This is a genomic window from Dermacoccus sp. Ellin185 (assembly GCF_000152185.1).
GTDB lineage: Bacteria > Actinomycetota > Actinomycetes > Actinomycetales > Dermatophilaceae > Dermacoccus > Dermacoccus nishinomiyaensis.
The window spans coordinates 14675-28933 of record NZ_AEIQ01000095.1 but is presented as its reverse complement, the minus strand read 5'-3'; the positions used below and the strand labels follow the sequence as shown (position 1 = coordinate 28933).

Sequence of the window (14259 nt, the reverse complement as noted above, 5' to 3'; positions counted from 1 at the left end):
GTCAGTCTCGTTCTCGCGGCGGGCGGTTCGGCGACGAAGGGAGCCCGCGTCGTCACCGCCGGCAGCCCCCAGGGCCGGCCGTACCCGGCGGGGTTGCGCATCGGGACGGTCACCTCGATCGACCCCGACCGTGGCCGCCTGGAGCGCAGCGCCACCGTCCGCCCCGCCGTCGACCCCAGCAGCCTCGACGTCGTCGGCGTGCTGCGCCCGCGGGCGTCGCGATGACGAGCGCCGAACAGCGCGTCCTCTTCGCGCCCGAACCGCTGCGCGAGCCCGCGACGATCCTCGCGCGCCCGTCCGCGCTCGCCGCGACGCGGGCTCTGTGGACGCTCGGCGCGGGCGTCGTCGCCGTCCTGCTGCCCCCGCACCTGGGCCAATGGGTGGCGTGGCTGGGCGCGCCGCTCGCGGTGAGTGTCGTGCTCGACGCGGGGGCGCTCGCCGCGCTCGGCTGGCTGCTCGCCGGGCTCGTGCTCTCCGTCGTGCTGCCGCCCGGCGGCGTCGATATCGTCGCGCATACGGCGGCGATCATCGCGACCGTGCTCGTCCTGCGACGCCTGCGGGTGGCCGCGACGGTGAGTGCCTGGTCGGCTGCGGCGCTCGCCGCTCTCGCCGTCCTCGTGCACGACCTGACGCTTGTCGCACTCGCCGCGACACAGAGCGGCCGCGTCGGCGTCGCCGTCCTGCCGCTGCTCGTGCGTGTGGTAGTCGGCGGCGTCATCGGCCTCGCCGTCGTCGGGCGCTGGAACCGCTGGGCTGCGCGTGAACGAGCGCGAGGCCGGGCATGAGGCGGCTCGCGCGGCTCCGTCGTCGCGTCGGCTCGAGGCCGGAGCGACGTGCCTCTCGTGGCCATGCCGAGCCCGGGCGCCGCCGTCAGGCCAGCCGGCCACGAACCGGTTCGCGTGCCGCGGGTGGCCGACGCGCCACGCTGGGGCCGTTTCTCCTGCCGGAACGCATCGGTTCTCGGCGAGGTACGGGTGGCACCTCGGCGGCCCAACGGCGCCTCGCGATCTACCTCGTCCTGACGTTCGTCGCCGCGATCGTGCTCGTCGGACGCCTGGCCCAACCGCAGCTCGTCGACGCTCGGGCGAGCCGCGCGGCCGCCGATGCGATGACGACGCGGGCCGTCGTCGTCCCCGCCGTGCGCGGACGCATCCTTGCCGCGGACGGCAGTGTGCTCGTCGGCAACGGCTCCACGACGACGCTGACGATCACGCCCGACCAACTGCGCCGTCCGGAGAACGCGCATCGCATCCTGAGCCGCGTCGCGCACGCCATCGACCGCCCCGTCGCCGACCTCGAACGGCGCACCGCGACCTGCGGCACGAAAGGCGCCGCGCCGGCACCGGTGTGTTTCTCCGGTCAGCCGTTCGAGCCCGTGCCGATCGCCTCGGACGTCCCGACGGAGGCCGTCAGCGGCATCCTCGAACAGCCGGAGCGCTACCCGGGCGTCGCGGCGACGACCCGCCCCACACGCACGTACGGCCCGAGCGGCAGCTCGCTCGCGCAGGTGCTCGGCTATCTCACGACGACGACGGCGGACGACGTCACCGCCGCGCGCGAGGCCGGCCGCGAAGCTCCCGCGACGACGGCGCTGCTCGGGCGCGCGGGCCTGGAGCAGCAGTACGACACGCAACTGCGCGGCCGCGACGGACGCCGCGTCGTGAGCATCACGCCGACGGGGGAGGCCGAGCGCGTCGTGGCGGACGAGGCGCCGACGAACGGCGCCGATGTGCGCACGAGCCTCGACCCCGGGCTGCAGAAGTCCGCGGCCGACGCGCTCACGAAGGGGATCGCCGCGGCCCGTAAGGGTGGGTCGAAGGCCGATTCGGGTTCCGTCGTCGTCATGGATGCCGATTCGGGTCAGGTGGCGGCGCTGACGAACCAGCCCACCTACGACCCGAGCGTCTGGAACGGCGGCATCACCCAGGCCGAGTGGGACACGTTGACGCGCGGCGGCTCCGACCCGCTCTCGAACCGTGCGGTGACGGTGGCAGGGCCGCCGGCGTCGACGTTCAAGGCGGTGTCGCTGTTCGGGGCGGCCGCGGCTGGTGTCGACCCGAAGGGGACGTACGACTGCCCGAGTTCGCTGCGCATCGGCAACCGCACGTTCACCAACTTCGAGTCGGAGGCGCACGGTCGCATCGACATCCCGACGGCCCTCGAGGTTTCCTGCGACACCGTCTTCTACCGCTGGGCCTACCGCAGCTGGCTCGACGCAGGCGGGGCGAAAGCCTCCGTCGACGCACCCGACGCGTTCGCCGCAGCCGCCCGCACGTTCGGCTTCGGTGCCCGCACCGGCGTCGACCTGCCCGGCGAGGCGAGCGGCGCCGTCACCGACCGGGCGCAGAAGCGACGCGACTGGGAGGCGACGCGCGCCCAGAGCTGCGAGCGCGCGAAGCGCGGCTACCCCGAGGTCACGGACAAGGCGCGGGCGGCTTACCTGAAGCAGGTGGCGCAGGAGAACTGCACGAGCGGGTACGTGCTGCACGCCGGTGACGCGGTCAACCTCGCGATCGGTCAAGGCGACGTCAGCGCAACGCCACTGCAGATGGCGGCGACGTACGCCGCGGTGGCGACGGGCGGCACACGCGTGACGCCGACGCTCGTGCCCAACGCGACGTCCGCGCAGACGGAGACCACGAGCCTGCACCTCGACCCCGCGATGCTGGCCGTCGAGCGCGACGGTCTCGCCCGCGTCCTGCGCTCGGGAACGGCGTCGGACGCCTTCGCCGGGTTCGACCTCGCGCGCTTCCCGATCAGTGGCAAGACCGGCACCGCCGAGGTGTACGGCAAGCAGGCGACCGCGTGGTTCGCCTCTTACATGCCCGAGCCGGTCGCGGGGCACCGCTACGTCGTCGTCGTGCGCGTCGACCAGGGCGGCGAGGGCGGACGCGTGGCGGCACCCATCGGGCGCGCTGTGTGGGATGCCATGGCACATCGGGGCGCCTGAGGCGGGCGCCGGGTTCGGTTTCGCGCTCGGCGCGACGAGCATGTTCGCCTCGGCGATCCTGACGGCCGGCATCGGCCCGTGGCTGCCGTACCAGATGCTCGGTGCGAGCTGGGTCGCGCTCGGCGCCGGTCTGCTGCCGTGGCGGCGCGGGCTGCGTTGGCCCGCCGAGCTCTTGCTGCTGTGCGGCTACACGGCGTTCGCGTCACTCGCGTACGGCTTCGTCCTCAACACGTCGTTCTGGCCGTTCTCGACGACCGGCGACCCCGGCATCAGCCCCGTCCCCGGGGCGCAGCTTGCGACAAACCTCGCGCACTTCGTCGCGTTCAGCCTCGCCACGTCGCTGGGCTGGGATCTGGGGCGCGTCATCACGAACGTCGCCCTCGTCCTGGCCGTCGGCCGGCCCGTGATGACGGCGCTGCGACGCGCGTCGCGCCGGGCCGCGTTCGAGGCGCGGGGCGAGTTCGTCGATTAGGCCGCCACCTCCTGCCGCTGATAGCCTGAACGAAGCCGTAGACCGGCCGCGGATCGAGAGCGCCCCAGTGAACAGGCCTGGGAGCACCGCGCAGCGAGAGTTCAAAGGAGTCAGGTATGCCCCTGGACGTTGAAACGAAGAAGAAGATCATCGCCGAGTACGGCACGTCCGAAGGCGACACCGGCTCGCCCGAGGTTCAGATCGCCCTGCTGACGCAGCGCATCAAGGACCTGACGGAGCACTCGCGCACGCACAAGCACGACCACCACAGCCGTCGTGGTCTGCTCCTGCTCGTCGGTCAGCGCAAGCGCATGCTGCGTTACCTCGAGTCGGTCGACATCGAGCGTTACCGCTCGCTGATCAAGCGTCTCGGCCTGCGCCGTTGATCGCATTGATCACCATGATCTGACGCCGAGTGGCGGTCATCCCTGAAAGGGTGGCCGCCTCTCGGTGTTTTCGAGGCACGCGCCGCGTCGCCTCGAAGCAGCAAGAAACGGGCCGCGCACAACGACGATGCGCGTCCCGAGACGAAGATGAAACAAGAAGGAGGCCCCACATGGAGGGTCCCGAGATCCAGTTCGCCGAAGCCGTCATCGACAACGGCTCGTTCGGCACCCGCACCGTCCGCTTCGAGACGGGCCGCCTGGCCAAGCAGGCCAATGGCGCCGTCATGGCGTACCTCGACGACGACACGTGCCTGCTGTCGACGACGACGGCCAGCAAGCAGCCGAAGGAGCACTTCGACTTCTTCCCGCTGACGGTCGATGTCGAGGAGCGCAGCTACGCCGCCGGCAAGATCCCCGGCTCGTTCTTCCGCCGCGAGGGTCGCCCCTCGACGGACGCCATCCTCACCTGCCGTCTCATCGACCGCCCGCTGCGCCCGGCCTTCAAGAAGGGTCTGCGCAACGAGGTCCAGGTCGTCATCACCGTGCTCGCGCAGAACCCGGACGTGCAGTACGACGTCCTCGCGATCAACGGTGCGTCCGCGTCGACGCAGATCTCCGGTCTGCCGTTCACGGGCCCGATCGGTGGCGTCCGCATCTCCCTCATCGACGGCCAGTGGGTCGCCTTCCCGAACTTCTCCGACATCGAGCGCTCGGCGTTCGACATGGTCGTCGCCGGCCGCATCGTGGGTGATGATGTCGCCATCATGATGGTCGAGGCGGAGTCGACGGAGTCGACGTGGAACCTCGTGAAGAACGGCACACAGGCCCCGACCGAAGAGGTCGTCGCCGAGGGCCTCGAGGCCGCGAAGAAGTTCATCCGCGTCCTGTGCGAGGCCCAGATGGAGCTCGCGAAGCAGGCGGCCAAGGAGGTCCAGGACTTCCCGGTCTTCCTCGACTACCAGGACGACGTGTACGAGGCCGTCGCGAAGGACGGCACCGACCAGACGGCCGCCGCGATGACGATCGCGGGCAAGGCCGAGCGCGAGAGCAAGCTCGACGAGATCAAGGACGCGCTCAAGGCCGAGCTGGCCGGCGAGGGCAAGCCGTTCGAGGGCCGCGAGTCCGAGGTCTCCGCCGCGTTCCGCTCGCTGCAGAAGCAGCTCGTGCGCGAGCGCATCCTGCGCGACAAGGTCCGCATCGACGGCCGTGGCCTCGCCGACATCCGCGCGCTCTCGGCCGAGGTCGAGGTGCTGCCGCGCGTGCACGGTTCCGCGATCTTCGAGCGCGGCGAGACGCAGATCATGGGCGTCACGACGCTCAACATGCTGCGCATGGAGCAGCAGATCGACTCGCTGTCGCCGAGAACGCGCAAGCGTTACATGCACCACTACAACTTCCCGCCGTTCTCGACGGGTGAGACGGGTCGCGTCGGTTCGCCGAAGCGTCGCGAGATCGGCCACGGCGCGCTCGCCGAGCGTGCGCTCATGCCGGTGCTGCCGACGCGTGAGGAGTTCCCGTACGCCATCCGTCAGGTCTCCGAGGCACTCGGCTCGAACGGTTCGACGTCGATGGGTTCGGTCTGCGCCTCGACGCTGTCGCTGCTCAACGCCGGTGTGCCGCTGCGCGCGCCCGTCGCCGGTATCGCGATGGGTCTCGTCTCCGCCGAGATCGACGGTGAGACGCAGTACGCCGCGCTCACCGACATCCTCGGCGCCGAGGACGCGTTCGGCGACATGGACTTCAAGGTCGCCGGTACCCGCGAGTTCGTCACGGCCATCCAGCTCGACACGAAGCTCGACGGCATCCCCGCGCAGGTGCTCGCCGGCGCGCTGACGCAGGCCCGCGACGCGCGTCTGCACATCCTCGACGTCATGAACGAGGCAATCGACGCTCCCGACGAGATGTCGCCGTTCGCTCCGCGCGTGCTCGCCGTCAAGATCCCCGTCGACAAGATCGGTGAGGTCATCGGCCCGAAGGGCAAGATGATCAACCAGATCCAGGAGGACACCGGCGCCGACCTGTCGATCGAGGACGACGGCACGGTCTACATCGGTGCGACGGACGGCCCGAGCGCCGAGGCTGCGCGCAACGCCGTCAACGCCATCGCGAACCCGCAGATGCCGGAGGTCGGCGAGCGCTTCCTCGGCACCGTCGTCAAGACGACGACGTTCGGCGCGTTCGTCTCGCTCCTGCCGGGCAAGGACGGCCTGCTGCACATCTCCGAGGTGCGCAAGCTCGTCGGCGGCAAGCGCATCGACGCCGTCGAGGACGTCCTCAAGATCGGCCGGAAGGTCCAGGTCGAGCTCAAGGAGATCGACCCGCGCGGCAAGCTGTCGCTCGGTGTCGTCGAGAAGGCCAAGGCCGACGACGCGCCCGAGGCGCCGAACGAGACGACGCCGGCCGCTCCGGCCGACGTCGACGCCGACAGCGCTGACGCCGCCGCGAAGATCGCCGACGCTGCGGGCCACATGGACTCCGGTCACGCGAGCGATGAGGACGGCGAGCGCAAGCCGCGTCAGCGTCGTCGTGGCGGCCGTGGCCGTGGCCGCGGCAACGACGCTGCCGAGGGCCGTGGTGACGCCGCGTCCGACCAGCTCGTCGACGCCGGTGACGACGACCAGGCGGCATCCGCGACGTCCGAGGACGCCTGAGCCGCTCACGTGAGGGAGCGCGCCCACCGTTGAGGTGAGCTGCTCCGTCCGACGAACCCGCCCCCGATCCGCGACCCGCGGCTCGGGGGCGGGTTCGTCATCTCACCCGTGTGGGGCGCATGGGATGATTCGCAGGTGAACTCAGTGGAGCGTGCCGACGGGTTCCAGCGTCGACATCCGGCGCTGGGCTACCCGATCGGTGTCATCTACAAGTTCGTCGACGACCAGGGCGCCTACCTCGCGGCGCTGATCACGTACTACGGGTTCCTGTCGATCTTTCCGCTCCTGCTGTTGCTGCAGTCGGTTCTCGGCTTCGTCATCGACGGTGACGACCGGCTGCGTCAGCAGATCCTCGACTCGGTGCTCGCGCAGATCCCGGTGCTCGGGCCGTCGCTGCACTCCGCGTCGATCGAGTCGCTGACGGGCAGCGTGTCGGCCATCGTCATCGGCGCGATCGTGGCGCTCTACGGTGGCCTCGGTGTGGCGCAGGCGATCCAGCACACGAGCAACCACTGCTGGGCGGTGCCGCGCAACAGCCGCCCGAACCCGATCCTCATGCGCGTGCGCAGTGGCGCCATCATCATGTTCCTCGGGGCGGCGCTCATCGCCATCGGCATCCTGCCGACGCTGTGGAAGCCGTTGCAGAGCTGGGCGTGGTTGCTCAACGTCGTGTTCGGCACGGGCATCTTCCTGCTGCTCATGAAGATGACGAACGCGCGCGGAGAGGGCTGGGGGCGTCTCGCGCCGGGCGCGTTCTTCATCAGTTTCGCCTGGCAGTTCTTCGTCGCGAACAGCACGACCTTCACGAACATCTTCGGGGCCCGTTCGACAGGCACGTACGGCACCTATGGCGGCATCCTGACGCTGCTGCTCGCCAGTTACCTCATGTCGTTGTCGTTCGTCATCGGCACCGAGATCAACGTCGTGCTGCACAAGCATCTGTACCCGCGTTCCCTCATGACACAGTTCACCGACGACGTCGAGCTGACGCTCGCCGACCAGCAGGCGTACGCGGGGCAGGCGCAGATGCAACGGTTCAAGAACTACGAATCCATCGACGTCGTCTTCGACAAGGACGGCGACGGTCTCGCCGATCAGCCCTCGGATCTCGACGTGCGGTGGAAGGATGCGGTGCGGGCTCACGACGACTGGTTGCAGACTCGCCACCCGATGCGCCCGAGCGGCATGTGGGGCCTGAACGCCGAGAACGAGGATCGCAGCAGCGCGGACGGGAGCGAATGATGGGGGAGCAGACCATGGTGACGAACAAGAATGACACGGTGATGCAGACCAGCGACGAGCCGATCGTCCTGGGGCCGATGGTGCGCTACACCAGCGAATGCGAAGCGTCGATGTGGGTCGAGACCCGCGACGCCGGGGAGGTCGCCGTCATCACCGACGGTGGGCGCTGGAGCGCGCGCACGTTCGGCGCACACGGGCATCACTACGCCCTCGTGATCCTGGACGGTCTCGAGCCGGGGCAGACGTACGGCTACCGCGTCGAGGTGAACGGCGAACAGGCGTGGCCCCTGGCGGACTCGCCGTTCCCCGACCCGTTCTTCAAGACGCTGCTGCACTCACGCCCCACGAAGATGGCGTTCGGCAGCTGCCGCACGAGCGAACCGCACGATGCGAAGAGCAACCGCAAGAACGGCATCGACTCGCTGCGCGCCGTCGCGCACGAGATCGCCCGCGACCCTCACGACGAGCGGTGGCCCGACCTCGTCGTGCTGCTCGGCGACCAGGTCTACGCCGACGAGACGTCGGAGGCGATGCAGGAGTACATCGAGGCGCGCCGCGGGCTCGACGCGCCGCCCGGCGAGGAGCTCAAGGACTACGTCGAGTACGCGCACCTGTACCGCCTCGCCTACAGCGAACCGGCGGTGAGGTGGCTGCTGTCGACGCTGCCGAGCGCGATGATCTTCGACGACCACGACGTGCGTGACGACTGGAACACGTCGCAGACGTGGCACGAGAAGATGAACGCGACGCCCTGGTGGCACGAGCGCATCGTCGGCGCACTCGGGTCGTACTGGGTCTATCAGCACTGTGGCAACCTCTCGCCCGAGGCGCTCGCCGATGACGAGCTGTGGCAGCTCATCACGTCGCACACCGGGGACGACGAGCTCGACATCACCGCCGCCGTCGACGCGTTTGCCGAGCGGGTTGACGAGGACCCGACGACGTACCGCTTCTCCTACACCCGTGATCTGGGCGAGTCGAAGCTCATCGTCGTCGACTCGCGGGCGGCGCGCGACCTACGTCCCGATCACCGCGCGATGCTCGACGCGGACGAACTGCGCTGGCTCGATGACGAGTTGCGCGGCGACGTCGAGCACCTGTTCATCGGCACCTCGCTGCCGTTCTTCATGCCCGAGGGCCTGCACATGCTCGAGGCGCTCGACGAGGCCGCGGCCGAGGGGACGTGGGGCCGTCCGGCGGCGTTCTTGGGGGAGAAGCTGCGTCAGGTCGTCGACCTCGAGCACTGGGCGGCGTTCAGCGACACGTTCTTCAAGGTCAGCGACATGCTGTTCGAGGTCGCGCGTGGTGAGCGTGGCCGAGCGCCGAGGACGATCACGTTCCTGTCGGGCGACATCCACAACTCGTTCCTGTCGGAGGTCAACGGCGGCGAGGAGCTGACGTCGCGCATCTTCCAGGCCGTCTGCTCGCCGATCCGTAACCCGCTGCCGCGCCACGTGCGCGCGCTGCAGGCGATGATCGGCAAGGGCCTCGCGTTCCCGCTGCGCGCCGTCGTCGAGCGCACGAGCGTGCGCACGCCGTCGTTCCGCTGGCGCACGACGCACGGGCCGTGGTTCGACAACAACCTCGCAGTCGTCGAGGTGACGGGCGACGGTCTCGACTTCCGCTGGCTGACCGGCGAGATCCGCGACGGCGACCTCGAGCACCCGCACACGCGGGTCGTCAGCGACATCCGCATCGAGGGTGACGGTGAGTCGAAGCGTCTCGACACGTGGCAGCCACTCGGCATTCGGATCCTGACGCGCGTGGCGCACCTTCGTCGATAGGGTCGCGTCCATGAGCGAGACGATCAAGGTTGCAGTCATCGGTGCCGCCGGGCGCATGGGCAGCGAGGCGGTCAAGGCCGTCGAGGCCGCGGACGACATGACGTTCGTCGGTGGCTTCGACGCCGGGGACGACCTGGGCGACCTCGGGGGTGCCGACGTCGCGATCGAGCTGACGGTGCCCGCCTCGTCCCCGACGAACGTCGCGCAGTGCATCGAGCGCGGCGTCAGCGTCGTCGTCGGCACGACGGGGTGGGACGACGCGAAGCTCGCGACGCTGCGGGCGCAGCTCGACGCGGCGCCCGGCGTCGGTGTGCTCATCGCGCCGAACTTCTCGATCGGTGCGCTGCTCATGATGAAGTTCGCCCGCGAGGCGGCGAAGTTCTACGAGAGCGTCGAGGTCGTCGAGATCCACCACCCGAACAAGGTCGACGCGCCGTCCGGCACGGCCGCGCACACGGCGCGCGCCATCGCCGAGGCACGTGAGCAGGCGGGGCTGGGGCCGGTGCCAGACGCGACGGAATCCGACCCCGACGGCGCGCGCGGCGCCCGCGTCGACGGCATCCCGGTGCACGCGATCCGCATGCGCGGGCGCGTCGCGCACCAGGAGGTGCAGTTCGGCGCCGAGGGTGAGGCCCTGACGATCCGTCACGACAGCTTCGAGCGCGTGAGCTTCATGCCGGGCGTGCTGACGGGCGTGCGCGGCGTCGTCACGACCCCGGGGCTCACGGTGGGCCTGGAAAACTTCCTCGGGCTCTGAGCTCGGATGCTCCGTCTGGGCCTGAGGTCCGCCCGGGCGGTGCGCCGACAGCGTCCGTCCGCGTGAACGTCGAAGGCCCGGACGGTCGCGCTGGCGTCGCCTGCCGGACACCTGGGCGTCAGGTCGGGGCCACGTCGCGCGGCTAGCGTTCTGGAATGCTCGATGCCGTGCTCGCGCCGCTCGAACACCTCATGACGTCGTGGTGGATCTACCCGGCGCTCTTCGGCCTGTGCACGCTCGATGCGTTCGTGCCTGTTTTTCCCAGCGAAGCCCCGCTCATCCTCGCCGGGGTGTACGCCGCGTCCGATCCGAACGGGCCGCAGCTCGTGCTCGTCGTGCTCGTGGCCACGCTGGGGGCGGCACTGGGCGATCACCTCTCCTACGGCATCGGCCGGGTCGTCGGTGCGCGCTCGCTCGGGGCGCACGGTTCGCGGCGTGCTCGCACGTTCGAGAAGGTCTCGCGCGTGCTGCACGAACGAGGGTCGTGGGCGTTGCTCGTCGTGCGCTTCATCCCGGGCGGACGCAGCGTCGGCACGATGTCGCTCGGCGCTGCACGCTACCCGCTCCTGCGGCAGTTCACGCCGTACGACCTGCTCGCGACGCTGCTGTGGGCCCTGCACGGTTGCCTCATCGGCTACATCGGCGGCCGTGCGTTCGGCGACAACCACCTCGCGGGCATCCTCACCGGCATGGGGCTCGCGATGGCGGTCGCGTCGCTGCTCGAAGGCGTGCGCCACGTCCGAACGAAACGCCGCATGACGCGCGAAAGCCACGCCGCGAGTGGTGATTCCACCCGAGACGCGGCGTCGTCCGTCGAGGTCAGTCAGTCGTGACGATGACGTGCAGGCGCCGCGGGCCGTGCACCCCTTCGACGCGATCGAGCTCGATGTCGCTCGTCGCGCTCGGACCGGAGATCCACGTCAGCGGATGCCCCGCCTCGACGCTCGCGCGCAGGGCGCCGACGGCGGCCGGCACGTCCGCGTGGATCTGGTCGGCCCGCACGAGACAGACGTGCAGATCGGGCACGAGCGTCAGCGCACGACGCCCCTGCCCCGCAGTGTGATCGAGGACGATCGTGCCCGTCTCGGCGATGGCCGCGGCACACGTCGTGACGACCGCCTCGATGGCGTCGAGACCGTCGGGCGTGCCCGGGTCTTCGCGCGCCATCGACGCATCGACCGCGCCGACGACTGCCTCGGGCAGCCCGGCCGGCAGCAGGACGCCGTTCGCGCCCTCGAGCGCCGCGGCGACACGCGCGCCGGCGTCAGCTGCCGAGGCACGTTCGACGACCGCCTTGTAGTCCTCGGTGCGCTCGACGAACAGGTCGACGAGGTCGGGCGACCCCGCCGCGGGGGTGGCGTCGGCCGCAGCGCGCGAACCGTCCGCATCAAGTGACGTCGCCTGGGCGCCGGCGCTGCCCGACGACGAATCCCGCTGCGTCGTCGCCGAATCGGCCCGCTGCGACGACGTGCTCGTCACCCCGGCGTTCGCGTTGGCCGTCCGGATGCGCTGCAGGATCTCCTCGCGTGCGCTGCTCATGCCTCGTCCTCGCTGTCGCTGGTGGGGTGGGGGAGCCCGGCGTCGCGGGCGCTCGTGCCGTAGTGGCCCTCGACGTCGACTCCGGCGCGGTTCGGACGCGACCCCGCTGCGGCCTGGCCGCTCTCGTCGAGCCGGCCGCCGTCGGTGCGCGCGAACCACTCGCGGAACGTCTCGGTCGGGGGAGCGGGGATGTCACGCGCTGCGCTCCACGGCGCGAGGGGCCCGGGAATCGCGCCGAGGTAGGAGACGTCCTCACGCTTGAAGACCTTGCCGGCCACCGTCGCGAGCGTCTGCAGACGCCCCATGCGCTTGCCGGAGGCGAGCGCCCATTCGGCGCCCGCGATGGCGGTGCGCTCGAAGCTCGGGACGCGCGAGGCGGCGCGCTTCTTCTCGACGACCTGCGTGCGCAGTTCGACGAGGATCTTCGGAAAGTCGATCTTGACGGGGCACACCTCGCTGCACGCGCCGCACAGTGACGACGCGAAGGGCAGCGCCTTGTCGCGATCGGAGTCGAGGCCGCGCATCTGCGGGGTGAGGATGGCGCCGATCGGTCCGGGGTAGACGCTCGTGTAGGCGTGCCCGCCCACGCGTTCGTAGACGGGGCAGACGTTGAGGCACGCCGAGCAGCGGATGCAGCGCAGCGCCTCGCGCCCGACGGTGTCCGACAACACGCGCGTGCGGCCGTTGTCGACGAGCACGACGTGGACGTCCTGCGGGCCGTCGGCCTCGCTCGACCCCGTCCACATCGACGTGTAGGGATTCATGCGCTCACCGGTCGACGAACGTGGCAGCAGTTCGAGCATGACGGCGAGGTCGTCCCACGTCGGCAGCACCTTCTCGATGCCGACGACGGAGATGAGCGTCTCCGGCAGCGTCAGGCACATGCGTCCGTTGCCCTCGGACTCGACGACGGCGAGCGTGCCCGTCTCCGCGACGGCGAAGTTGGCGCCCGAGATCCCGACCTTGGCGCGCAGGAACTTCTCGCGCAGGTGACGACGGGCAGCGTCGGCGAGCGCGGCGGGATCGTCGCTCAGGTTCTCGGGGGCCGGGCGGCCGACCTCGCCCATCTCGGTGCGGAAGATGTCGCGGATCTCGCTGCGGTTCTTGTGGATCGCGGGCACGAGGATGTGCGACGGGCGGTCGTGGCCGAGCTGGACGATGAGCTCGGCGAGGTCGGTCTCCCACGCGTCGATGCCCGCGGCTTCGAGGGCCTCGTTGAGCTCGATCTCCTGCGTCGCCATCGACTTGACCTTGACGACTTCCTGCGTGCCTGTCGCCTTGACGAGGTCGACGACGATGCGGTTGGCCTCCTCGGCGTCACGCGCCCAGTGGACCGTCGCGCCGGCGCGCGTCAGCGACTCCTCGAGCGTGACGAGCAGCGTGTCGAGGTCGGCGAGCACGTCGTCCTTGACGGCGGCGCCGCGCGTGCGCAGTTGCTGCCAGTCGTCGACCTCGCCGACGACCTCGGCGCGCTTGGCGCGGATCGTGCCGGTCGCGTGACGCAGGTTGGCGCGCAGTTGGGCGTCGTCGAGGGCGTGCTTCGCCTCGTGCGGGAAGGCCGGCATCCCGACGAACGTCGCGGTCGTCGTGCCGACGGGCAGACCCGCGTCGGCGGCGGTGCGGGGCTGGCAGCTCATGCGGGGTCCTGTTCGGTCGAGGCGAGCACTTCGGCGAGGTGGATGGTCTTGACGCCGGTGCGTCCGCGGTGCAGCAGACCGCCGATGTGGGCGAGGCACGAGTTGTCGCCGGCGACGACGTACTCCGCGCCCGTCTCGACGACGTGGCGCGCCTTGTCGTTTCCCATGGCGACGGAGACGTCGGGGTTCTTGACGCTGAACGTGCCCCCGAAACCGCAGCACTGCTCGGCGGCGGGCAGCTCGCGCAGGTCGGTACCGGCGACCGCACGCAGCAGCTGCAGCGGACGGTCGCCGACGCCGAGCATGCGCAAGCTGTGGCAGGTGGGGTGGTAGGTGATGCGGTGCGGGAAGTAGGCGCCGACGTCGGTGACGCCGAGCACGTCGACGAGGAACTCGGACAGTTCGAGCACCCGCGGGGCAAGCGCGTCGACCTCGCGGGCGAGACCCTGGTCGCCGACCCGCTCGGCGATCATCTCGTGCTGCTCGCGGACGGATCCGGTGCAGGAGCCGGAGGGGGCGACGACGTAGTCGAACGCGTCGAACGTGTCGACGAAGCCGCGCACGAGGCCCTTCGCGTCGTTCGCGTAGCCGGTGTTGGTGAACATCTGGCCGCAGCAGGTCTGCTCGGTGGGGAACTCGACGTCGACCCCGAGGCGGCGCAGGAGCTTCACCGTCGCGATCGGCGCCTTGGGAAACATCGTGTCGTTGAAGCAGGTCGCGAAGATCGCGACGCGTGGGCGGGTGGGGGCGATCGTCACGACGGCATCCTTAATGGTCTGACCAATGTGCTGCGTCTCACTCTAGAAGCATGACCCCCGACGGTCAAGAAGTCGAGGCCGCG

13 protein-coding genes are annotated in these 14259 nt (G+C 70.3%); 10 read left to right on the top strand and 3 right to left on the bottom strand.

The window, feature by feature from the left end; genetic code table 11:
- From HMPREF0321_RS10755 to HMPREF0321_RS10710, 10 genes are all read left to right on the top strand, one after another.
- The coding region (locus HMPREF0321_RS10755) for a rod shape-determining protein MreC (protein ID WP_006946374.1) at positions 1 to 225 on the top strand (225 nt) is incomplete at its 5' end.
- Positions 222 to 785: a hypothetical protein gene (locus HMPREF0321_RS10750; protein WP_006946343.1), complete on the top strand. Its 564-nt coding sequence runs from the start codon at positions 222 to 224 to the stop codon at positions 783 to 785. The genes HMPREF0321_RS10755 and HMPREF0321_RS10750, both read left to right, overlap by 4 nt.
- Positions 782 to 2950: a penicillin-binding transpeptidase domain-containing protein gene (locus tag HMPREF0321_RS10745; RefSeq protein WP_006946347.1), complete on the top strand. Its 2169-nt coding sequence runs from the start codon at positions 782 to 784 to the stop codon at positions 2948 to 2950. The genes HMPREF0321_RS10750 and HMPREF0321_RS10745 overlap by 4 nt, the downstream gene beginning before the upstream one ends.
- Positions 2925 to 3422, top strand: a complete 498-nt coding sequence (locus HMPREF0321_RS10740; protein WP_006946346.1) for a hypothetical protein — start codon at positions 2925 to 2927, stop codon at positions 3420 to 3422. Before HMPREF0321_RS10745 ends, HMPREF0321_RS10740 begins: the two co-directional genes overlap by 26 nt.
- 116 nt (positions 3423 to 3538) lie before the next feature.
- A complete protein-coding gene (rpsO, locus tag HMPREF0321_RS10735; RefSeq protein ID WP_006946370.1) occupies positions 3539 to 3808 on the top strand; it encodes a 30S ribosomal protein S15 in 270 nt (89 codons plus the stop codon).
- A gap of 170 nt (positions 3809 to 3978) precedes the next feature.
- Entirely contained in the window at positions 3979 to 6459 is a 2481-nt protein-coding gene (locus tag HMPREF0321_RS10730) for a polyribonucleotide nucleotidyltransferase (RefSeq protein ID WP_006946375.1), read from the top strand.
- A 135-nt stretch (positions 6460 to 6594) separates the two neighbouring features.
- Positions 6595 to 7701 carry a YihY/virulence factor BrkB family protein gene (locus HMPREF0321_RS10725; protein WP_006946358.1) on the top strand — a complete coding sequence of 369 codons (1107 nt, stop codon included), beginning with the start codon at positions 6595 to 6597 and terminating at the stop codon, positions 7699 to 7701.
- A 41-nt stretch (positions 7702 to 7742) separates the two neighbouring features.
- Positions 7743 to 9485 (top strand): alkaline phosphatase D family protein, encoded by a 1743-nt coding sequence (locus HMPREF0321_RS10720; protein WP_115297073.1) that lies wholly within the window; start codon positions 7743 to 7745, stop codon positions 9483 to 9485.
- Between the two features lie 10 nt (positions 9486 to 9495).
- Positions 9496 to 10242, top strand: a complete 747-nt coding sequence (dapB, locus tag HMPREF0321_RS10715) for a 4-hydroxy-tetrahydrodipicolinate reductase (RefSeq protein WP_006946352.1) — start codon at positions 9496 to 9498, stop codon at positions 10240 to 10242.
- A 155-nt stretch (positions 10243 to 10397) separates the two neighbouring features.
- Complete coding sequence (locus tag HMPREF0321_RS10710) at positions 10398 to 11075, top strand: DedA family protein (RefSeq protein ID WP_006946364.1); 678 nt, start codon at positions 10398 to 10400, stop codon at positions 11073 to 11075.
- Here the strand turns inward: HMPREF0321_RS10710 and HMPREF0321_RS10705 are convergent.
- Genes HMPREF0321_RS10705 through HMPREF0321_RS10695 form a run of 3 tightly spaced genes read right to left on the bottom strand, consistent with a single transcriptional unit; the run spans position 11062 to position 14176 of the window.
- Positions 11062 to 11781 carry an LUD domain-containing protein gene (locus HMPREF0321_RS10705; protein ID WP_006946357.1) on the bottom strand — a complete coding sequence of 240 codons (720 nt, stop codon included), beginning with the start codon at positions 11779 to 11781 and terminating at the stop codon, positions 11062 to 11064. The two genes, HMPREF0321_RS10710 and HMPREF0321_RS10705, sit on opposite strands and share 14 nt — an antisense overlap.
- Positions 11778 to 13418, bottom strand: coding sequence for a LutB/LldF family L-lactate oxidation iron-sulfur protein (locus tag HMPREF0321_RS10700; protein WP_006946361.1), 1641 nt, complete (start codon positions 13416 to 13418; stop codon positions 11778 to 11780). Before HMPREF0321_RS10700 ends, HMPREF0321_RS10705 begins: the two co-directional genes overlap by 4 nt.
- A complete protein-coding gene (locus HMPREF0321_RS10695) occupies positions 13415 to 14176 on the bottom strand; it encodes a (Fe-S)-binding protein (protein ID WP_006946356.1) in 762 nt (253 codons plus the stop codon). The genes HMPREF0321_RS10700 and HMPREF0321_RS10695 overlap by 4 nt, the downstream gene beginning before the upstream one ends.
- Positions 14177 to 14259: the final 83 nt, after the last annotated feature.